A 20,551-nucleotide genomic window follows, 5' to 3' on the forward strand; every position below is an offset into this window, starting at 1 on the left:
GCGCCGCGCTTGCGATCACGGGGTCGACGGTGATGACCCGCTTCGCCCGGCTGCGCCGCGCTTGCGATCACGGGGTCGACGGTGATGACCCGCTTCGCCCGGCTGCGCCGCGCTTGCGATCACGGGGTCGACGGTGATGACCCGCTTCGCCCGGCTGCGCCGCGCTTGCGATCACGGGGTCGACGGTGATGACCCGCTTCGCCCGGCTGCGCCGCGCTTGCGATCACGGGGTCGACGGTGATGACCCGCTTCGCCCGGCTGCGCCGCGCTTGCGATCATCACGGGGTGCCCGAACTCCCCGAAGTCGAGGTGGTGCGGCGCGGCTTGCAGGACCACGTGGTGGGCAGGACGATCGCGACGGTTCGCGTGCACCACCCCCGTGCGGTGCGCCGCCATCTGGCCGGACCCGCCGACCTGACGGCGCGGCTGCGGGGCGCGACGATCACTGGGACCGGCCGGCGGGGAAAGTACCTGTGGCTGACGCTGGACCCGGGCACCGCGCTGGTGGTGCACCTGGGCATGAGCGGGCAGATGTTGCTCGGCAGTGTCCCGCGCCCCGACCATGTGCGAATTTCCGCGTTGCTCGACGACGGGACCGTGTTGAGCTTCGCCGACCAGCGGACCTTCGGGGGATGGCTGCTGGCCGACTTGGTGAGTGTGCACGGCAGCGTGGTGCCGGCGCCGGTCGCCCACCTGGCCCGCGACCCACTGGACCCGCGGTTCGATGCCGACGCGGTGGTGAAAGTGTTGCGGGGCAAGCATTCCGCGATCAAGCGTCAGCTCCTGGACCAGCGGGTGGTGTCGGGGATCGGCAATATCTATGCCGATGAGGCGCTGTGGCGGGCCCGGGTCAACGGCGCGCGGATCGCCGCCTTGCTGACCCGCCGGCAGCTCGGCGCCGTGCTGGATGCCGCCGCCGGCGTTTTGCGCGACGCGCTGGCGGCCGGTGGCACGTCGTTCGACGCGCTCTACGTCAACGTCAACGGCGAGTCGGGGTACTTTGACCGCTCACTGGACGCCTATGGCCGCGCGGGCGAAAACTGCCGGCGCTGCGGCGCGGTGATCCGCCGGGAAAGGTTCATGAACCGCTCGTCGTTCTACTGCCCGCGGTGCCAGCCCCGGCCGCGAGCACCGGGCGTGCGCTGCCGGTGACGACACGCCGAGCGCTGCCGCCCTGTGAGCACGCTCGAGGGTGGCCGTCACGTAGAAAGAAGCCATGACGCAACTGTGGGTGGAACGCACCGGATCGCGCCGCTACACCGGATACAGCACGCGCGGCGCGCGGGTCCTGGTGGGCTCCGAAGAGGTCGACGGTGTGTTCACGCCCGGCGAGCTGCTCAAGATCGCGCTCGCCGCGTGCAGCGGAATGGCCAGCGACCAGCCGCTCGCGCGTCGGCTCGGCGACGACTACCGGGCGGTGGTGAAGGTGTCCGGCGCCGCCGACCGGGACCGGGAGCGCTATCCGCTGCTCGAGGAGTCCCTCGAGCTGGACCTGGCCGGATTGTCCGCAGACGAAAAGGAGCGGCTGCTGATGGTCGTCCACCGGGCCGTCGACCAGGTGTGCACGGTGGGGCGCACCCTGCGCTCGGGTACCACCGTCAACTTCGAGGTGGTCGATGTCGGATCCTGACATGCGGCTGACCGCCTGGGTGCACGGGTGGGTGCAGGGAGTCGGTTTCCGCTGGTGGACTCGATGTCGCGCGTTGGAGCTTGGGCTCACCGGGTACGCGGTCAACTACCCCGACGGCCGCGTGCTGGTGGTCGCCCAAGGGCCGCGCGAACGCGGTGAGGAACTCCTGCAGCTGTTGCAGGGCGGCGCGACGCCGGGCCGCGTCACCAAGGTCGTCGCCGACTGGTCGCAGCCGACGGAGCAGATCACCGGGTTCGGCGAGCGGTAGTCTGGCGGGTCGTGTACCTCAAGAGCTTGACGCTGAAGGGCTTCAAGTCCTTTGCCGCGCCCACGACTCTGCGGTTTGAGCCGGGAATCACCGCGGTCGTCGGGCCGAACGGCTCCGGCAAATCCAACGTGGTGGACGCGTTGGCGTGGGTGATGGGGGAGCAGGGAGCAAAGACGCTGCGCGGCGGCAAGATGGAAGACGTCATCTTCGCCGGCACCTCGTCGCGGGCGCCGCTGGGCCGTGCCGAAGTCACGGTCACCATCGACAACTCCGACAGCGCGCTGCCCATCGAGTACGCCGAGGTGTCGATCACTCGCCGGATGTTCCGCGACGGTGCCAGCGAATACGAAATCAACGGCAGCAGTTGCCGTTTGATGGATGTCCAGGAGTTGCTGAGCGACTCCGGCATCGGCCGTGAGATGCATGTGGTCGTGGGTCAGGGCAAGCTGGAAGAGATCCTGCAGTCGCGGCCCGAGGATCGCCGGGCGCTCATCGAAGAGGCCGCGGGCGTGCTCAAGCATCGCAAGCGCAAGGAAAAGGCCCTCCGCAAACTCGACGCCATGTCGGCGAATTTGGCCCGACTCACCGACCTGACCACCGAACTGCGCCGCCAGCTCAAACCGTTGGGCCGGCAAGCCGAGGTGGCCCGGCGCGCGCAAGGCATCCAGGCGGATCTGCGCGACGCCCGGCTGCGGCTGGCGGCCGACGAGCTGGTCAGCCGGCGCGCCGAGCAAGAAGCGATCGTCGAGGCCGAGGCCAAGATGCGCCGCGACCATGACGAGGCCGCCGCTCGGCTGTCGCTGGCGTCCGAGGAGCTGGCCGCGCACGAGGCGGCGCTGGCTGAGCTCTCGGTACGGGCCGAGTCGGTGCAGCACACCTGGTTCGGGCTGTCTGCCCTGGCCGAACGTGTGGCCGCCACGGTCCGCATCGCCAGCGAACGCGCTCACCATCTCGACGTCGAGCCGCCGGCGATGGGCGACACCGACCCCGACGCCCTGGAAGCCGAGGCCCAGCGGGTTGCCCTCACCGAGCAGCAGTTGCTGGCGGAGCTGGCCGCGGCGCGCAGCCGGTTGGATGCCGCCCGCGCGGAACTCGCCGAGCGCGAGCGCCGCGCCGCCGAGGCCGACCGGGCCCATCTGGCGGCGGTTCGGGCCGAGGCGGACCGCCGCGAGGGTCTGGCGCGGCTGGCCGGTCGGGTGGAGACCATGCGGGCCCGGGTCGAATCGATCGATGACAGCGTTGCGCGGTTGTCGGAGCGGATCGAGCAGGCCGCGGTGCGCGCTGCGCAGACGCGTGCGGAGTTCGGAAGCGTGCAGGGCCGGGTCAGTGAACTGGATCAGGGCGAGGTCGGCCTGGATGAACACCATGAGCGGACGGTGGCCGCGTTGCGGCTGGCCGACGAGCGGGTCGGGCAGCTGCGGTCCGCCGAACGCGACGCCGAACGCCAGGTGGCCTCGCTGCGGGCACGCATCGACGCACTATCGGTGAGTCTGGAACGCAAGGACGGGGCCGGGTGGCTTGCCCGAAATCACAGTGGTGCCGGGCTTTTGGGCTCGGTTGCGCAGCTGGTCAAGGTGCGCTCGGGCTATGAGGCGGCGGTGGCCGCCGCACTCGGCTCCGCGGCGGACGCGCTGGCCGCCGACGGCTTGGACGCGGCACATCGCGCGGTCACCGCGCTCAAACAAGCCGACGGCGGCCGCGCCGCCCTGGTATTGAGTGACTGGCCAACCCCGGACGCCGCTGAGCCGGCGCCGGCGCTGCCCGGCGGCGCGCGGTGGGCGCTGGACCTGATCGACGCGCCCCCGCGGCTGCGGGGCGCGATGGCCGCCATGCTGGCGGGTGTCGCGGTGGTCGAGGACCTGGCCGAAGCGCTGGATCTGGTGGTGGTCCGGCCCAGGCTGCGGGCGGTCACCCGGGACGGGGATGTGGTGGGTGCCGGCTGGGTGAACGGTGGGTCGGACCGCAAGCTGTCCACCCTGGAGATCACCTCGGAGATCGACAAGGCCAGCGGCGAGCTGGCCGGCGCCGAAGCGCAGGTGGCTCAGTTGAGCGCGGCGCTGTCCGGCGCGCTCGCCGAGCAGACCGCCCGCCAGGACGCCGCCGACCAGGCATTGGCCGCGCTCAACGAATCCGACACCGCAATCTCGGCGATGTATGAGCGGCTGGGGCGGCTGGGCCAGGAGGCGCGTGCGGCCGAAGACGAGTGGAGCAGGTTGCTGCGCCAGCGTGAGGAATTAGAAGCCGGGCGTGCGCAGGCCCTCGCGGAGGTGGTCGAACTCGAGACCCGGCTGCGCAATGCCCAACAGACCCAGCAGGTGGACGAGGGCGACTCCAATCCGGTAGTCGCCCGGCAAGCGATCGCCGCGGCCGCGGAAGCCGCCCGCGGCGTCGAAGTGGAGGCCCGGCTGGCGGTGCGGACCGCCGAGGAACGCGCCCACGCCGTTCGTGGCCGCGCCGATTCGCTGCGCCGCGCCGCCGTGGCCGAACGTGCGGCCCGGGCGCGGGCCGAGCAAGCGCGCGCCGCCCGGCAGCGTGCAGCCGCCGTGGCCGCGGCGGTGGCCGATGCCGGGCGACTGTTGGCGGGGCGGCTGGACCGGGTGGTCGATGCGGCGGCACAACTGCGCGACCGGCTGGCCGCCGAACGCCAGCAACGGTCGGCGGCGATCGCGGCGGTCCGCGAGGAGGCGAACACGCTGACCGCCCGAGTGGCCGCACTCACCGATTCGCTGCACCGCGACGAGGTAGCAAACGCCCAGGCGGCGTTGCGAATCGAGCAGCTCGAGCAGATGGTGCTGGAACAGTTCGGAATGGCGCCGGCCGACCTGATCACCGAATACGGGCCGCAGGTGGCGCTGCCGCCGACCGAGCTGGAGATGGCGGAGTTCCGGCAGGCCCGCGAGCGCGGCGAGCAGGTGGTCGCGCCCGCCCCGATGCCGTTCGACCGCGCTACCCAAGAACGCCGGGCCAAACGGGCCGAGCGGGAGCTGGCCGAGCTGGGCAGGGTCAACCCGCTGGCGCTAGAGGAGTTCGCCGCTCTGGAGGAGCGTTACAACTTCCTGTCCACCCAGCTCGAGGATGTCAAGGCCGCCCGCAAAGACCTGCTGGAGGTCGTCGCCGACGTCGACGCACGCATCCTTCAGGTGTTCAGCGACGCGTTCGTCGACGTGCAGCGCGAGTTCCGCGACGTGTTCGCAGCGCTGTTCCCCGGCGGCGAAGGGCGGCTGCGGCTGACCGAGCCCGACGACATGCTCACCACCGGCATCGAGGTAGAGGTACGTCCACCGGGCAAGAAGATTACCCGGCTGTCGCTGCTGTCGGGGGGAGAGAAGGCGCTGACCGCGGTGGCGATGCTGGTGGCCATCTTCCGGGCCCGTCCGTCGCCGTTCTACATCATGGATGAGGTGGAGGCCGCGCTGGACGACGTGAACCTCGGTCGTCTGCTGGGCCTGTTCGAACAGCTGCGGGACCGGGCGCAGCTGATCATCATCACCCACCAGAAGCCCACGATGGAAGTCGCCGACGCGCTCTACGGAGTGACCATGCAGGACGACGGCATCACCGCGGTCATCTCGCAGCGAATCCGCGGCCACCGAGTGGATCGGCTGGTCGCCACCTCCTCGTAGGATTGCCCCCGGGCGCTTGGCAGGATTGTCAGCGTGTCGGAAGGTCTCTGGATCGCCATCGCGGTCATCGCCGCCCTGGTCGTCATCGCCGCGCTGACCCTCGGCCTGGTGCTGTATCGCCGGCGCCGGATCAGCCTGTCGTCGCGGCCACAGCCCGACGCGATCGACCGCTCCGGTGGGTACACCGCCTCGTCGGGGATCACCTTCAGCCAGACACCCGAACGGATCGACACCACCGGGTTGCCCGGCGTCGGCGACGACGCGACCGTCCCCCGCGATGCGCCCAGGCGCACCATCTCCGACGTCCAACTTCCCGAGTTCGAGCTGGGACCCGAGACCGCACCGGCGGCGCCGCGGGCGCCCGCGATCGAAGAGATCGCACCGCCCGAAGGGCGACTGGAACGCTTGCGCGGACGGCTGGCCCGATCGCAGCATGCACTCGGGCGCAGCATGCTCGGTTTGATCGGCGGCGGCGACCTGGACGAGGACTCCTGGCAACAGGTCGAGGACACCCTGCTGGTCGCCGACCTGGGCCCGATGGCCACCGCGGCGGTGGTGTCGCAGCTGCGCGGCCGGCTGGCCAGCGCCAACGTGCGTACCGAGGCCGACGCGCGGGCCGTGCTGCGCGACGTGCTGATCAACGAGCTGCACCCCGGCATGGACCGCTCGATTCGCGCCCTGCCGCACGACGGCAATCCGGCGGTGCTGCTGGTCGTGGGGGTCAACGGCACCGGGAAAACCACCACCGTCGGCAAGTTGGCGCGAGTGCTGGTGGCCGACGGGCGGCGTGTCGTCCTGGGCGCGGCCGACACCTTCCGGGCGGCGGCGGCCGACCAGCTGCAAACCTGGGCCGCACGGGTGGGCGCGGACGTGGTGCGTGGCGCCGAAGGCGCCGACCCGGCGTCGGTGGCGTTCGACGCCGTCGACAAGGGCATCGCGACCGGCGCCGACGTCGTGGTCATCGACACCGCCGGGCGGCTGCACACCAAGGTCGGCCTGATGGACGAGCTCGGCAAGGTCAAACGCGTGGTGACCCGGCGCGCGGCCGTCGACGAGGTGCTCCTGGTGCTCGACGCCACGATCGGGCAGAACGGGCTGGCACAGGCCAGGGTGTTCGCCGAGGTCGTCGACATCACCGGCGCGGTGCTGACCAAACTGGACGGAACGGCCAAGGGCGGCATCGTTTTCCGCGTCCAGCAGGAACTCGGGGTGCCGGTGAAGCTGGTGGGACTCGGCGAAGGCCCCGACGATTTGGCGCCGTTCGAGCCCGGCGCCTTCGTCGACGCCCTACTCGGTTAAAAGCTCTTACACAGCAAGCTTGACGTTAATCCTGATGAAACACGGCGGCCCCACAGCGGCAACAACCACTGCGCATGGTTCTGGATCAGGTCGCCAGCCATCCACCTGGGGCCCACCCAACGCTGACTGGAGGTGATAGCGAGTGAGTGACTTCCCGATACTGGGCGTGCCCGACACCGGCGATACCGCCTGGATGCTGGCCAGTTCCGCGCTCGTGCTGTTGATGACGCCGGGCCTGGCATTCTTCTACGGCGGCATGGTGCGTGCCAAGAGCGTGCTCAACATGATCATGATGAGCATCAGCGCGATGGGCGTCGTGACCGTGCTGTGGGTGCTCTACGGCTATTCGCTGGCATTCGGCGACGACGTGGGCAACATCGCCGGCAACCCGACCAACTACTGGGGTCTCAAGGGGCTCATCGGCGTCAACGCCGTCGCCGCGGATCCGGCCACCGGGACCGCGGCGGTGAACATCCCGCTGGCCGGCACGCTGCCCGCCACCGTCTTCGCGGCGTTCCAGCTGATGTTCGCGATCATCACGGTCGCGCTGATCTCCGGCGCCGTGGCCGACCGGCTGAAGTTCGGCGCCTGGCTGCTGTTCGCCGGGCTGTGGGCGACATTCGTCTACTTCCCGGTTGCGCACTGGGTCTTCGCGTTTGACAAGTTTGCCTCCGAGCACGGCGGCTGGATCGCCAACAAGCTGCACGCGATCGACTTCGCCGGCGGCACCGCGGTCCACATCAACGCCGGTATCGCCGGGCTGATGCTGGCGATCGTGCTCGGCAAGCGCCATGGCTGGCCGGCGACCCTGTTCCGCCCGCACAACCTGCCGTTTGTGATGCTCGGCGCCGGGCTGCTGTGGTTCGGCTGGTACGGGTTCAACGCCGGATCGGCGACCAGCGCCAACGGGGTTGCCGGGTCGACCTTCATCACCACCACGGTCGCCACGGCCGCGGCCATGCTCGGCTGGATGCTCACCGAGCGCATCCGCGACGGCAAGGCCACGACGTTGGGCGCGGCCTCGGGCATTGTCGCCGGACTGGTTGCCATCACGCCATCGTGTTCGTCGGTCAACGTGCTGGGCGCGTTGGTGGTTGGCGCGTCCGCCGGCGTGCTGTGCGCGCTCGCGGTTGGGCTGAAGTTCCGGCTCGGCTTCGACGACTCGCTCGACGTGGTCGGGGTGCACCTGGTCGGTGGTCTGGTGGGCACCCTGTTGGTGGGTCTGCTGGCGGCCCCGGAGGCCCCGGCCATCAACGGCGTCGCGGGAGTGTCCAAGGGGTTGTTCTACGGCGGCGGTTTCGCCCAGCTGGAACGGCAAGCGATCGGAGCCTTCAGCGTGCTCATCTATTCTGGCATCGTCACCCTGATCTTGGCTTTGATCCTGAAATACACCCTCGGGCTCAGGCTGGACGCCGAGCAGGAAAGCTCGGGCATCGACGAGGCCGAGCACGCCGAGAGCGGCTACGACTTCGCAGTCGCCAGCGGTTCGGTTCTGCCTCCGCGGGTCGCCTTGGAGGACAGCCGCAACGGCCAGGAGGAGCGAGTGGGCGAGAAAGTGGAGGCCGAACAGAAATGAAGCTGATCACCGCGATCGTGAAGCCGTTCACCCTCGATGACGTCAAAACCAGCCTCGAAGAGGCCGGGGTCTTGGGGATGACGGTCAGCGAAATCCAGGGGTATGGGCGGCAGAAGGGGCACACCGAGGTTTACCGGGGCGCCGAATACTCCGTCGATTTCGTGCCGAAGGTTCGGATCGAGGTCGTCGTCGACGACTCCATCGTCGACAAGGTGGTGGACAGCATCGTGCGGGCGGCGCGTACCGGCAAGATCGGCGACGGCAAGGTGTGGGTCAGCCCGGTGGACACCATCGTGCGGGTACGTACCGGTGAACGCGGACCCGACGCGCTATGACCATAGCCGCGCATTGCTGACCCGGCCCAGACGGGCCGGCCGGATGCGGAACCGGGTATGAAACCGCCCCAGCCGAACCCGTCCAGGGCAGCTCTTTCCGAGGCCGCGCAGACGGAAAACGGTTGCTCAGCAGTCGATTTGACCGCTGCGCGGCGTACGCTGCTGGCTCGTGGAGATCGCGGAATGGCTCCCGCCGAACTGCGGCGGACCGTGCTGGATCTGCACGAGTCCTGGCTGCGGGCCAGGGCGGCCGAGATCGGAATCACCGATGCCAGCGGCTTCGCGATCGTCGGGGTCGGTGGTCTGGGCCGTCGCGAGTTGCTGCCCCACTCGGACCTGGACCTGCTGCTGGTGCACGACGGCAAGCCCGCCGACGCGCTGGGGCCGGTCGCCGACCGCCTGTGGTACCCGTTGTGGGACGCCAACATCCGCCTTGACCACAGCGTTCGCACCGTCGGTGAGGCGCTGGCCACCGCCAATTCGGACTTGACGGCCGCGCTGGGCATGTTGGAGGCGCGCCACATCGCCGGTGACGAGCGGCTCTCGACCGAACTGATCGATGGGGTGCGGCGGCAGTGGCGCAGCGGAATTCGATCCCGAATGGACGAACTCGTCGACATGACGCATGCCCGCTGGCTGCGGTTAGGCCGGATCGCCCAGCGCGCCGAGCCCGACCTCAAATCCGGACGGGGGGGCCTGCGCGACGCGCAGTTGCTCAACGCGCTGGCGCTCGCTCAGCTGATCGACCGCCATGGCATGGACAATCCGGACATGCCGGCCGGTTCACTCGGTGCCGCCTACCGCACGCTGCTCGATGTGCGCACCGAACTGCACCGGGTGTCGGGCCGCGGTCGCGATCAGTTGCTGGCGCAGTTCGCCGACGAGATCAGCGCCGCCCTGGGCGTCGGTGACCGATTCGACCTGGCGCGCATGCTGTCCAACGCCGGCCGCACCATCGGCTACCACACCGTCACCGGGCTGCGCACGGCCGCCAACGCTTTGCCTCGGCGCGGCATCTCGGCCTTGGTGCGGCGACCGAAGCGGCGACCGCTGGACGAGGGCGTCGTGGAGTATGCCGGAGAAATCGTGCTCGCCCGCGACGCCCAGCCCGAACACGACCCCGGCCTGGTGCTGCGGGTGGCCGCCGCGTCGGCCGATACCGGAGTGCCCATCGGGGCCGCCACCCTGAGCCGGCTGGCCGATAGCTCTCCGCAGTTGCCTGAGCCGTGGCCGCGGGAGGCCTTGGACAACCTATTGGTGGTGCTGTCGGCCGGCCCCACCGCGGTGCCGACCGTCGAAGCGCTCGACCGCACCGGGCTGTGGGCCACGCTGTTGCCGGAGTGGAAGTCGATCCGCGACCTTCCGCCTCGCGACGTTGCGCACAAGTGGACCGTGGACCGTCACATGGTCGAGACCACCGTCCACGCGGCGCCGCTGGCGACTCAGGTGGCGCGACCGGACCTGCTGGCGCTGGGCGCGCTGCTGCATGACATCGGCAAGGGCCGCGGCAGCGATCACTGTGTCGTCGGGGCCGAATTGGTCGTTGCGATCGGCAAGCGGATGGGGTTGTCGCCCCCGGACGTGGAGATGCTCGCCAAGCTGGTGCGTCATCACCTGCTGTTGCCCATTACCGCCACCCGAAGAGACCTCAACGACCCCACCACCATCCAGGCGGTGTCGGAGGCTCTGGGCGGGGACCCGCAATTGCTGGAAGTGCTGCACGCGCTGACCGAGGCCGACTCGAAGGCCACCGGGCCCGGCGTGTGGAGCGACTGGAAGGCGTCACTGATCGACGATCTGGTGCGTCGCTGCCGGATGGTGATGGCCGGTGAGCCCCTCCCGCAGGCCGAACCGACCGCGCCCCGCTATCTTTCGCTGGCGGCCGACCACGGGGTGCATGTGGAGATCAACCCGGGCGACAGCGGACGGGTTCACGCCGTGATGGTGGCGCCGGACGAGCCGGGATTGGTGTCCAAGGCCGCGGCCGTGCTGGCGCTGAACTCGCTGCGCGTCCACTCGGCTTCGGTCAACGTCCACGAGGGGGTCGCGATCACCGAGTTCGTGCTGTCACCACTTTTCGGTTCGCCGCCCGCAGCGGATCTGCTGCGTCAGCAGTTCGTCGGCGCCCTTCATGGTGACGTCGACGTTCTCGGCACGCTGGAGCAGCGCGATTGTCACGCCGCCAGCTCGGCGTCCGCGCGGGCCGGAGAGGTGCAGGTGGGGGTGCCGGTCACGCGTTCGACCGCCCCGCCGCGCATCCTGTGGCTCGATACCCACATGCCGGGCCAGCTGCTCCTGGAAGTCCGGGCCATGGATCGGATCGGCCTGCTCGCGCTGCTGGCCCGGGCGCTGGAGCGCGCCGGGGCGGACATCGTCTGGGCGAAGGTCAACACGTTCGGTTCGACGGCGGCCGATGTGTTCTGCGTGTCGGTGCCCGCGGAGTCCATCGTGCGACCCGTGGTGGAGCGCCACCTGGCGGCGGTGCTGGGCGCCCCCGCGGACGTGCTGGTCGACGAACCCGTCGGCGACTGAGAGGTGACCCGTAAGGGGTTATGCGGCGCCAATCAGCTGGGGTGCTGGTTGGTGTCGGCTGGTCCCGCAATGTCCACGCTGGCGTGGTGTGTTGGGGGTGGGCCGGGTGCCGCTTGTTCAGCAGCGGCCACCGGCCGGTGGTGGCTGCCGGTCCTGGCCGGTCTCACACCGGGTGGTGTTGGTGGCAGGCGCCGGTGACTGAACCCTCCCACTCGTGCTGGAAGGCCAGCCCATCGCGCAGCGCGTGGGCAAGCTGGTAGTCGACGGTCGCGGTGCGCGGGGTCATCGGGGTTGGCGAACTCGGCGCAGGCCGCCAGCGCCGCGGAGACGATGTCGCGGTCACCGCGCAGCCCACACCGGTCGCAGTCGTGGGTGCGCAGGGTCAAGGTTGTCGCCACACGTGTCCCACACGGGGGGTGCTGGGACATCGCGGCTACCGCGGTTCCGCGTCGATCACCAGCCCCGCCGCCGACCCGACGCACGCATCATCCGCGACGACAGCTACCGGGCGCACCGCCGGATCACAGCCCGCGTTGACCACGTCATCGCCAGGATCAAGGACCGGCAAATCCTGCGACAATGCCGACGCCACGGCGAAGCCGTCAACCATTAGCCGCCACATCGTCGCCGGACTCTGGAACCTCAAGGTCCGCGGGCAATCAGTGTCACCTCTGAGCCCAGTCGACAACTGGGGGGCGCGTCGCGAGGTTCCCGGCCGGCAGGTAAGGATGTCGGGCATGCGCGTGTACCTGGGAGCCGACCATGCGGGATTCGAGCTCAAGCAGCAGATCATCGAGCACCTGAAGGAAACCGGGCACGAGCCGATCGACTGCGGCGCCTTCAGCTACGACGCGGACGACGACTACCCGGCGTTTTGCATCGCCGCGGCGACGCGCACCGTGGCCGACCCCGGCAGCCTGGGCATCGTGCTGGGCGGATCGGGCAACGGTGAACAGATCGCGGCCAACAAGGTGCCGGGCGCGCGCTGCGCGCTGGCGTGGAGCGCGCAGACCGCCGCGCTGGCCCGGGAACACAACAACGCGCAGTTGATCGGCATCGGCGGCCGCATGCACACGCTCGCCGAGGCGCTGGCCATCGTCGACGCCTTCGTGTCCACACCATGGTCGAACGCCGAACGCCACCAACGGAGGATCGACATTCTCGCCGAGTATGAGCGGACCCACGACGCGCCCCCGGTGCCGGGCACGATGGGCTAGCGGACGCCCGTGCCTGAAGGACATACCCTGCATCGGCTGGCCCGGCTGCACCAGCGCCGGTTCGCCGGCGCGCCGGTGGCCGTGTCCAGCCCGCAGGGCCGATTCGCCGCCTCGGCCGCCGCGGTGGACGGTCGGGTGTTGCGGCGCGCCAGCGTGTGGGGCAAGCACCTTTTCCACCACTACGACGGTGGCTCGTCCGGGGGCCCGGTCGTGCACGTGCACCTCGGGCTGTACGGCACCTTCACCGAATGGGCACGGCCCTCAGGCGTGCCTCTTCCGGACCCGGTCGGGCAGGTGCGCATGCGGATGGTCGGCGCAGAATACGGCACCGACCTGCGCGGCCCCACGGTATGCGAGCTGATCGACGACGGCCTACTCGGCGACGTGGTGGGCCGGCTGGGGCCCGATCCGTTGCGCAGCGACGCCGACCCGGCGTGGGCGTGGAACCGGATCACGAAGTCGCGCAGGCCCATCGGTGCGCTCTTGATGGACCAGACGGTGATCGCCGGGGTGGGCAACGTCTACCGCAACGAGCTGCTATTTCGGCACCACATCGACCCGTACCGGACCGGTCAGCGGATTTCGGAGGCCGAATTCGACGCGGCCTGGACCGACCTGGTGGCGTTGATGAAGGTGGGCTTGCGGCGCGGCAAGATCATCGTCGTGCGCCCCGAACACGACCACGGTGCGCCGTCGTATCGGCCCGAGCGCCCCCGCACGTACGTGTACCGCCGCGCCGGCGAGCAGTGCCGGGTGTGCGGGGCCACGATCCGCACGGCCGTGCTGGAGGGCCGGAATGTGTTCTGGTGCCCGATGTGCCAGCGGTGACGACCCTCCGGCCGTATCCAGCGTATCTTCAGGTGTGCTCCAGGTTTTTGGGGTACGTATAGACTCCATGAAAACTTCTTGGCGTTTGGCTGCAACGACTTTCGCGATGACGGCTGCTTTGGGGCCGGTTGGCTTGGGGGCCGCGACCCAAGCCCCGGCGCGGCTAACGCCCCTCCCGCAATGGTGCCCTGGTGAATTTTGGGATCCCGGCTGGGGCGATAACTGGGACACCGGATCGTGTCACGACAACTGGCGCGGGCCCGGACCTAACACCCACCCCGGGCCCGGCTACGGGCCGCCGGGAGTCGGTGGGCCTACGCCCGGACAGGGTGCTCCAGGGCCAGGCGGGCCAGGCGGACCTCGGTAGGCCCACGGCTTCAGCGGCGACCGGTGAGGGCGCCGAGCATGCATCAGCCCACGGTGACCCCGAGCGCGGCGTAGACCTCGTTGCTGAGCGCGACGCTGCGCGGGTCGGCGTTGGCCTTGCTGGCGTCGAACCGGTTCATCACATACGCGTAGCCGATCCGGTGCTCGAGGTCGACAAACCCGAACGAGCCACCCAGCCCGCCGTGGCCAAAGATGCGCCGGTTGGGCCCGTTGATGCCACGCTGGTTGAGCATGTAACCCAGACCCCAGCCGTGGTCGGCGACCCGCGGGCCCAGCACCAGATCGGTGTCGAAGCCACCCTGCGACACCCGGACCAGGTCCATGTGCGCGCGGCTGAGCAGCTTCTCCTGGGCGAGCGCGTTGTAGAAGGTCGCCAATCCCAGCGCGGACACCTGCCCGTTGGTGCCGGGAAACTCGAGCTGGCGCCACAGCTGCAGGTCGTTGGAGCCCAGTTCGTCGTCGGGGGCGAAACCCATCGATATCGACAGCGCTGCCTTGGGGTGTTCGTCCAGGCTGGTCGGGTAGCCGGGGGCCTGCACGTCGGCCAGCAGGTCTCGGGCGTGCGGCTTGTTCACCCGATCAGCGCAGCGGCGTTGTTCGGCCGGGGACAAGCCGATGTGGACGTCGGCGCCGATCGGCTCGGCGATCTCGGCGCGCAGGTATTGACCGACCGTGCGACCCGTGACGCGACGGAACACCTCGCCGAGGATGAAGCCAAAGGTGGTCATGTGGTAGCCCTGGGCGGTGCCGGGCTCCCACCACGGCCTAGCGACGGCCAATCGCTCACAGACGAAGTCCCAATCGGCGACCTGCTGCCAGCTCAGCCTTGTGTTGGGTCCGATGACGCCGGAGCGGTGGCTCAGCACCATGGCAACGGTGATGGCTTCCTTGCCGGACTGGCCGAACTCGGGCCAATAGCGGGCCACCGGCGCGTGCAGGTCGAGCTCACCGCGGTCGGCGAGCTGGTGGACGCAGGTGGCGGTCAAGGCCTTGGTGCCGGACAGCACGGTGCCCAGGGTGTTGTGCTGCCAGGGCCGCGTTCTGGCGGCGTCGGCCCAACCTCCCCAGAGGTTGACGACGAGGTCTCCGTCCACCCACACCGCGACCGCCGCGCCGATCTCGTCACGCAGCGCAAAGTTGCCCACGAACGCGTCGCGTACCCTGATGAATTCCGGCGCGCACGAGCCGTTGATCTCGACGTCGCTCATGGCGCCTTTCTGTTCAGCAGATGCTTAACCCCGAGCGGGCGACGGGAATCGAACCCGCGTCGCTAGTTTGGAAGACTAGGGCTCTACCATTGAGCTACGCCCGCGTGTATTAGTCGAGCGAGACTGTACGTGGTGGTGGAGATCAAATCTAATCGACGCGGTTACGTGACCGCTCTGTGAGGTCTGCGAGGCCGCTGCGGAGCTGGGGCTGCCGGGCCGTAGGATCGCGAGGTCAGCGCGGGGTGTAGCGCAGCTTGGTAGCGCATCCGCTTTGGGAGCGGAAGGCCGCAGGTTCAAATCCTGTCACCCCGACCAGTCGATCGCTGGAACGACAACAAGGAGCACAGCCGTGAAGAGCACCGTCGAGCAGTTGAGCCCCACCCGGGTTCGCATCAATGTGGAGGTGCCTTTCGCCGAGCTCGAGCCCGATTTCCAGCGGGCTTACAAGGAGCTGGCCAAACAGGTGCGGTTGCCCGGCTTCCGGCCCGGGAAGGCCCCGATCAGGCTCCTCGAGGCGCGGTTCGGCCGGGAGCAGATGCTCGATCAAATCGTCAACGAGGCACTGCCCAGCCGGTACGGGCAGGCGCTGGCCGAGTCGGAAATCCAGCCGCTGGGCCGGCCCAACATCGAGGTCACCAGAAAGGAATACGGCCAGGACCTGACCTTTACCGCCGAGGTCGACGTCCGCCCCAAGATCACCCTCCCGGATCTGAGCGCGCTGCAGGTCACGGTCGATGCGATCGAAGTCAGCGACGACGACGTCGACGCCGAACTGCAGTCGCTGCGCGCCCGGTTCGGCACCCTGACCGCGGTAGACCGGCCCGTGGCCGTCGGCGACTCTGTCACGATCGACCTGAGAGCCACCGTGGACGGCGAGGACGTCCCCAACGCCGCCGCCGAAGGATTGTCCCATGAGGTCGGTTCCGGCCGGCTGATCGCGGGTCTCGACGATGCCGTTGTCGGATTGTCCGTCGACGAGTCCCGGGTGTTCACCGCCAAGCTGGCCAAGGGCGAACACGCCGGAAAGGACGCGCAGGTCACCGTCACCGTCCGGTCGATCAAAGAACGCGAACTGCCGGCACCCGACGATGAATTCGCGCAATTGGCCAGCGAGTTCGACACCATCGAGGAGCTGCGGGCCAACCTCGGCGAACAGGTGCTCGCGGCCAAGCGCGCCCGCCAGGCGGAGCAGATTCGCAACGCCACGATCGACGCTCTGCTCGAGCAGGTCGACGTGCCACTGCCGGAGTCGTATGTCCAGGCCCAGTACGACAGCGTGATACACAGCGCGCTCCGCGGCCTCAACCACGACGAGGGCAGGTTCAACGAATTGCTGGTGGAGCAGGGTTCGTCGCGCGAGGCGTTCGACGCCGAGGCGCGCAGCGCCTCGGAGAAGGACGTCAAGAGACAGCTGCTGTTGGATGCTTTGGCCGATGACCTGCAGGTCCAGGTCGGCCAGGATGACCTCAGCGAGCGGCTGCTTACGACGTCTCGGCAATACGGGATCGAGCCGCAACAGCTGTTCGCCTACCTGCAAGAGCACAACCAGCTGCCGTCGATGTTCGCCGACGTGCGGCGCGAGCTGGCCATCAGGGCCGTGGCCCAGGCCGCGACGGTCACCGACACCGACGGCAACACGATCGACACCGGCGAGGTGTTCGGCAAGCGCCCCCAGGTGGACGCACCCGACGGGACCGACGAGGTCGACGCCCAGGAGGCCGCTGGGTCCGGCTAGCGGTCGGGCGATGACGCTGTGAGCGAACGCGCCCGCTTCGCAGGGTGCGTGATCGCCAAACACCGTGCCCGGTTGGTTAGGGTCGGTGCATAGGAGAACTTCGAGAAAGCAGGTACCCCAGTCGTGACTGACATGCGTTTGAACTCGCAGGGCCTCAGCCTCACCGACTCGGTCTATGAGCGGTTGCTCTCCGAGCGCATCATCTTCCTGGGTTCGGAGGTGAACGACGAGATCGCCAACCGGTTGTGTGCACAGATTCTGCTGCTCGCCGCCGAGGACGCCAGCAAAGACATCTCGCTATATATCAATTCCCCCGGCGGATCGATCAGCGCCGGCATGGCGATCTACGACACCATGGTCCTGGCGCCCTGCGACATCGCCACCTACGCCATGGGCATGGCCGCCTCGATGGGCGAGTTCCTCTTAGCGGCAGGCACCAAGGGCAAGCGCTACGCGCTGCCGCACGCGCGCGTCCTGATGCACCAGCCGCTGGGCGGAGTGACCGGCAGCGCCGCCGATATCGCCATCCAGGCCGAGCAGTTCGCCGTCATCAAGAAAGAGATGTTCCGCCTCAACGCCGAATTCACCGGTCAGCCGATCGAACGCATTGAGGCGGATTCGGACCGCGACCGCTGGTTCACCGCCCAGGAAGCCCTGGAATACGGTTTTGTCGACCACATCATCACCCGCGCCCACGTCAACGGAGCATCGCGATGAATCCTCAGATCTCACCTTCGGCGCGCTACATCCTGCCGTCCTTCATCGAGCACTCCAGCTTCGGGATCAAGGAGTCCAACCCCTACAACAAGCTGTTCGAGGAACGCATCATTTTCCTCGGCGTCCAGGTCGACGACGCGTCCGCCAACGACATCATGGCGCAGTTGCTCGTGCTGGAGTCGCAGGATCCCGACCGTGACATCACCATGTACATCAACTCGCCGGGCGGCGGGTTCACCTCGCTGATGGCCATCTACGACACCATGCAATACGTGCGAGCCGACATCCAGACGGTGTGCCTCGGTCAGGCCGCGTCCGCGGCCGCGGTGCTGCTGGCCGCCGGAACTCCGGGCAAGCGGATGGCGCTGCCCAACGCACGGGTGCTGATCCACCAGCCGTCCTTGTCGGGCGTGATCCAGGGGCAGTTTTCCGATTTGGAGATCCAGGCCGCCGAGATCGAGCGGATGCGCACGCTGATGGAAGCCACACTGGCCCGTCACACCGGCAAGGACGCCGCGGTGATCCGCAAGGACACCGACCGGGACAAGATCCTGACCGCCGAAGAGGCCAAGGACTACGGCATCATCGACACGGTCCTCGAATACCGGAAGCTGTCGGCGCAGACCGCCTAGCGTTTTCGCCGAACGTGTAATCAGGGCGGGTTTTCGGCCGAATTTCCGCCCTGTGTGCACGTTCGGCAGATTTCGGCGATGTCGCTCGGCCGTACTCGGCAACAGCCGCCGATGATGCGTGCCCCGGCCGCAACCCACCGAGAGGCGAGCCGCCCCGAGAACCGCCGCGGACCCACCCAGGCGCCGCGCCGGACATCCCAACGCTCACCGCTGTTGGGGTAGACGATCACCGGCTTACCGACGTCCGCGAGTGCGATCGCCGGTAGCACGTCGTCGGGTGAGCAGCAGTTGACGCCGATCGCCACGATCTCGGGCACGCCCGCGGCCACCGCGAACGCGTCGGCCAGTGGCTGCCCAGCACGTGTCCGCGCTCCGTCGATCGTGTAGCTGAGCCAGGCCGGCACGCCGAGCTGGTGCACCAGGTTGACGAGGGCCTCGGCTTCGTCGGTATCGGGAATGGTTTCCAGGGCCAGCACGTCCGCCCCGGCCGCGGCCAACGCCTCCAGCCGCGGCCGATGCCACCCGGTCAAAGCCGCGACGGACAGGCCGTAACGTCCGCGATACTCGGACCCGTCGGCGAGCGCGGCGCCGTACGGCCCGACCGAGGCGGCGACCCAGAGATCATCGGCGCCGACGTCCTCGCGCGCGGCGATGGCGAGACGGACGCTGCGCCGCAACAGCCCGACGGCATGGTCACGATCGATGCCGCGCGCCGCAAAACCCTCGAACGAGGCTTGGTAACTGGCGGTCGTGGCGATCTTGGCGCCGGCGCGAAAGTACGCCGTATGCACGGCGCTGATTTCCTGTGGAGCGTCTAGCAGCAGCTTCGCCGACCATAGCGGGTCGGACAGGTCGTTGCCGCGCGCCTCGAGTTCGGTGGCCAGGCCGCCATCACTGATCAGCACGGAATCGCCGACCAATTCCACATGGTCACTGTAAGGTGAGCAGCTGGGGATCCGCCCACCGTCGCGCGGGGTCCGTTAGTTCAGCGGCCTCGGTGACGTAACGACCGCGACACGCCAGAGACACGGATTGCGCGTCTCGGCGAGTGGTGGACCCCATCGGGCTATATGTTTCATTCGGACGAGGGGCGTGAATACCACTGACGCTATTCGGCGCTAACGGTCGCGGTGGGCCGGAGAAAGCGGGTAGCGTCGGTGATTACACGCGACAGAGCAAGACGAACGGCGACCAGGAAGTAGGCCATCAGCATCATGGCGCGCATCGGAGACGGCGGTGACCTGCTGAAGTGCTCGTTCTGCGGGAAGAGCCAAAAACAGGTCAAGAAGCTCATTGCGGGCCCCGGTGTGTATATCTGCGACGAGTGCATCGACCTGTGCAACGAGATCATCGAAGAGGAACTCGCCGACGCCGACGATGTGAAACTCGATGAGCTGCCCAAGCCCGCCGAGATCAGGGAGTTCCTCGAGGGCTACGTCATCGGGCAGGACACCGCCAAGCGCACGCTGGCGGTGGCCGTCTACAACCACTACAAGCGGATCCAGGCCGGCGAGAAGAGCCGCGACTCCCGCCACGAGCCGGTTGAGTTGACCAAGTCCAACATCCTGATGCTCGGACCTACCGGCTGCGGCAAGACCTACCTGGCTCAGACGTTGGCCAAGATGCTCAACGTGCCGTTCGCCATCGCCGACGCCACCGCGCTGACCGAGGCCGGCTACGTCGGTGAGGACGTCGAGAACATCTTGCTCAAACTGATCCAGGCCGCCGACTACGACGTCAAGCGCGCCGAGACGGGCATCATCTACATCGACGAGGTAGACAAGATCGCCCGCAAGAGCGAGAACCCGTCGATTACCCGTGACGTCTCCGGTGAGGGCGTTCAACAGGCGCTGCTGAAAATTCTGGAGGGCACCCAGGCATCGGTTCCGCCGCAGGGCGGGCGCAAGCACCCGCACCAAGAGTTCATCCAGATCGACACCACCAATGTGCTGTTCATCGTCGCGGGCGCGTTCGCCGGGCTGGAGAAGATCATCTACGAGCGCGTCGGCAAGCGTGGGTTGGGCTTCGGTGCCGAGGTCCGGTCCAAGGCCGAGATCGACACCACCGACCACTTCGCCGACGTGATGCCCGAAGACCTGATCAAGTTCGGGTTGATCCCCGAATTCATTGGCCGCCTCCCGGTGGTTGCCTCGGTCACCAACCTGGACAAGGAATCCTTGGTTCGGATCCTGTCCGAGCCGAAGAACGCCCTGGTCAAGCAGTACACCCGGCTGTTCGAAATGGACGGCGTGGAGCTGGAGTTCACCGACGACGCGCTCGAAGCGATCGCCGACCAAGCGATTCACCGCGGCACCGGCGCCCGTGGGTTGCGGGCCATCATGGAAGAGGTCCTGCTGCCCGTGATGTATGACATCCCGAGCCGTGACGACGTCGCCAAGGTGGTGGTGACCAAGGAAACCGTGCAGGACAACGTGTTGCCGACGATCGTGCCGCGCAAGCCGTCGCGCAGCGAGCGTCGCGACAAGAGTGCCTAAGGTGGCGTCTGAAGCGGGAGCGCCGGCGGATCGGATTCCCTGAAAAGTGACGAATACCACAGTTTGGTT

At 68.4% G+C, this 20,551-nt stretch carries 18 protein-coding genes and 2 tRNA genes; 15 read left to right on the plus strand and 5 right to left on the minus strand.

Annotated features, from left to right (window positions below; translation table 11 throughout):
* The first annotated feature begins 285 nt into the window (after positions 1-285).
* The 8 genes from mutM to G6N20_RS03725 all read left to right on the plus strand — a co-directional run bounded on the left by mutM (position 286) and on the right by G6N20_RS03725 (position 11,263).
* Positions 286-1,152, plus strand: a complete 867-nt coding sequence (gene mutM / locus G6N20_RS03690) for a DNA-formamidopyrimidine glycosylase (protein WP_083046254.1) — start codon at positions 286-288, stop codon at positions 1,150-1,152.
* A 64-nt stretch (positions 1,153-1,216) separates the two neighbouring features.
* Positions 1,217-1,630, plus strand: coding sequence for an OsmC family protein (locus tag G6N20_RS03695; RefSeq protein ID WP_083046255.1), 414 nt, complete (start codon positions 1,217-1,219; stop codon positions 1,628-1,630).
* Positions 1,617-1,898 carry an acylphosphatase gene (locus G6N20_RS03700; RefSeq protein ID WP_083046256.1) on the plus strand — a complete coding sequence of 94 codons (282 nt, stop codon included), beginning with the start codon at positions 1,617-1,619 and terminating at the stop codon, positions 1,896-1,898. The genes G6N20_RS03695 and G6N20_RS03700 overlap by 14 nt, the downstream gene beginning before the upstream one ends.
* Before the next feature lie 11 nt (positions 1,899-1,909).
* Entirely contained in the window at positions 1,910-5,521 is a 3,612-nt protein-coding gene (smc, locus tag G6N20_RS03705; RefSeq protein WP_083046257.1) for a chromosome segregation protein SMC, read from the plus strand.
* Between the two features lie 33 nt (positions 5,522-5,554).
* A complete protein-coding gene (gene ftsY / locus G6N20_RS03710) occupies positions 5,555-6,820 on the plus strand; it encodes a signal recognition particle-docking protein FtsY (protein WP_083046258.1) in 1,266 nt (421 codons plus the stop codon).
* Between the two features lie 142 nt (positions 6,821-6,962).
* Positions 6,963-8,396 (plus strand): ammonium transporter, encoded by a 1,434-nt coding sequence (locus G6N20_RS03715; RefSeq protein ID WP_142271855.1) that lies wholly within the window; start codon positions 6,963-6,965, stop codon positions 8,394-8,396.
* Positions 8,393-8,731, plus strand: coding sequence for a nitrogen regulatory protein P-II (glnB, locus tag G6N20_RS03720; protein WP_012393592.1), 339 nt, complete (start codon positions 8,393-8,395; stop codon positions 8,729-8,731). Before G6N20_RS03715 ends, glnB begins: the two co-directional genes overlap by 4 nt.
* Positions 8,732-8,788: 57 nt before the next feature.
* A complete protein-coding gene (locus G6N20_RS03725) occupies positions 8,789-11,263 on the plus strand; it encodes a [protein-PII] uridylyltransferase (protein ID WP_083046259.1) in 2,475 nt (824 codons plus the stop codon).
* A gap of 163 nt (positions 11,264-11,426) precedes the next feature.
* On the opposite strand, the gene G6N20_RS21710 is transcribed toward G6N20_RS03725, so the two are convergent.
* Positions 11,427-11,549, minus strand: coding sequence for a hypothetical protein (locus G6N20_RS21710; protein ID WP_263992226.1), 123 nt, complete (start codon positions 11,547-11,549; stop codon positions 11,427-11,429).
* Positions 11,550-11,696: 147 nt separating this feature from the next.
* Complete coding sequence (locus G6N20_RS03735; protein WP_163662612.1) at positions 11,697-11,873, minus strand: hypothetical protein; 177 nt, start codon at positions 11,871-11,873, stop codon at positions 11,697-11,699.
* Positions 11,874-12,000: 127 nt separating this feature from the next.
* Here G6N20_RS03735 and G6N20_RS03740 point away from each other — a divergent pair, with 127 nt between their 5' ends.
* Both G6N20_RS03740 and G6N20_RS03745 read left to right on the plus strand, forming a co-directional pair.
* Entirely contained in the window at positions 12,001-12,480 is a 480-nt protein-coding gene (locus G6N20_RS03740) for a ribose-5-phosphate isomerase (protein ID WP_083046260.1), read from the plus strand.
* A gap of 9 nt (positions 12,481-12,489) precedes the next feature.
* The gene (locus tag G6N20_RS03745; protein WP_083046261.1) at positions 12,490-13,308 is read left to right on the plus strand and encodes an Fpg/Nei family DNA glycosylase; all 819 of its coding nucleotides are present in this window, start codon (positions 12,490-12,492) and stop codon (positions 13,306-13,308) included.
* A gap of 410 nt (positions 13,309-13,718) precedes the next feature.
* On the opposite strand, the gene G6N20_RS03750 is transcribed toward G6N20_RS03745, so the two are convergent.
* Positions 13,719-14,903: a serine hydrolase domain-containing protein gene (locus G6N20_RS03750; protein ID WP_083046262.1), complete on the minus strand. Its 1,185-nt coding sequence runs from the start codon at positions 14,901-14,903 to the stop codon at positions 13,719-13,721.
* A gap of 33 nt (positions 14,904-14,936) precedes the next feature.
* Positions 14,937-15,007: transfer RNA gene (locus tag G6N20_RS03755), tRNA-Gly, on the minus strand.
* Between the two features lie 134 nt (positions 15,008-15,141).
* On the opposite strand from G6N20_RS03755, the gene G6N20_RS03760 reads away from it, so the two are divergent.
* The 4 genes from G6N20_RS03760 (at position 15,142) to clpP2 (ending at position 17,987) form a co-directional block, all read left to right on the plus strand.
* Positions 15,142-15,218 (plus strand) — tRNA-Pro (locus G6N20_RS03760).
* Positions 15,219-15,252: 34 nt separating this feature from the next.
* Entirely contained in the window at positions 15,253-16,638 is a 1,386-nt protein-coding gene (gene tig / locus G6N20_RS03765; RefSeq protein WP_158084738.1) for a trigger factor, read from the plus strand.
* A gap of 132 nt (positions 16,639-16,770) precedes the next feature.
* On the plus strand, positions 16,771-17,355 hold the full coding sequence (gene clpP1 / locus G6N20_RS03770) for an ATP-dependent CLP protease proteolytic subunit ClpP1 (RefSeq protein WP_142271863.1): 585 nt from the start codon (positions 16,771-16,773) through the stop codon (positions 17,353-17,355).
* Complete coding sequence (clpP2, locus tag G6N20_RS03775; RefSeq protein WP_083046265.1) at positions 17,352-17,987, plus strand: ATP-dependent CLP protease proteolytic subunit ClpP2; 636 nt, start codon at positions 17,352-17,354, stop codon at positions 17,985-17,987. Before clpP1 ends, clpP2 begins: the two co-directional genes overlap by 4 nt.
* Before the next feature lie 20 nt (positions 17,988-18,007).
* Here the strand turns inward: clpP2 and mmuM are convergent, their stop codons facing one another.
* Positions 18,008-18,913 (minus strand): homocysteine S-methyltransferase, encoded by a 906-nt coding sequence (gene mmuM / locus G6N20_RS03780; RefSeq protein ID WP_083046266.1) that lies wholly within the window; start codon positions 18,911-18,913, stop codon positions 18,008-18,010.
* Between the two features lie 288 nt (positions 18,914-19,201).
* Between mmuM and clpX the strand changes: the two genes are divergently transcribed.
* Positions 19,202-20,482, plus strand: a complete 1,281-nt coding sequence (clpX, locus tag G6N20_RS03785; RefSeq protein ID WP_083046267.1) for an ATP-dependent Clp protease ATP-binding subunit ClpX — start codon at positions 19,202-19,204, stop codon at positions 20,480-20,482.
* Positions 20,483-20,551: the final 69 nt, after the last annotated feature.

The organism is Mycobacterium shinjukuense, assembly GCF_010730055.1.
Classification (GTDB): Bacteria; Actinomycetota; Actinomycetes; order Mycobacteriales; family Mycobacteriaceae; genus Mycobacterium; species Mycobacterium shinjukuense.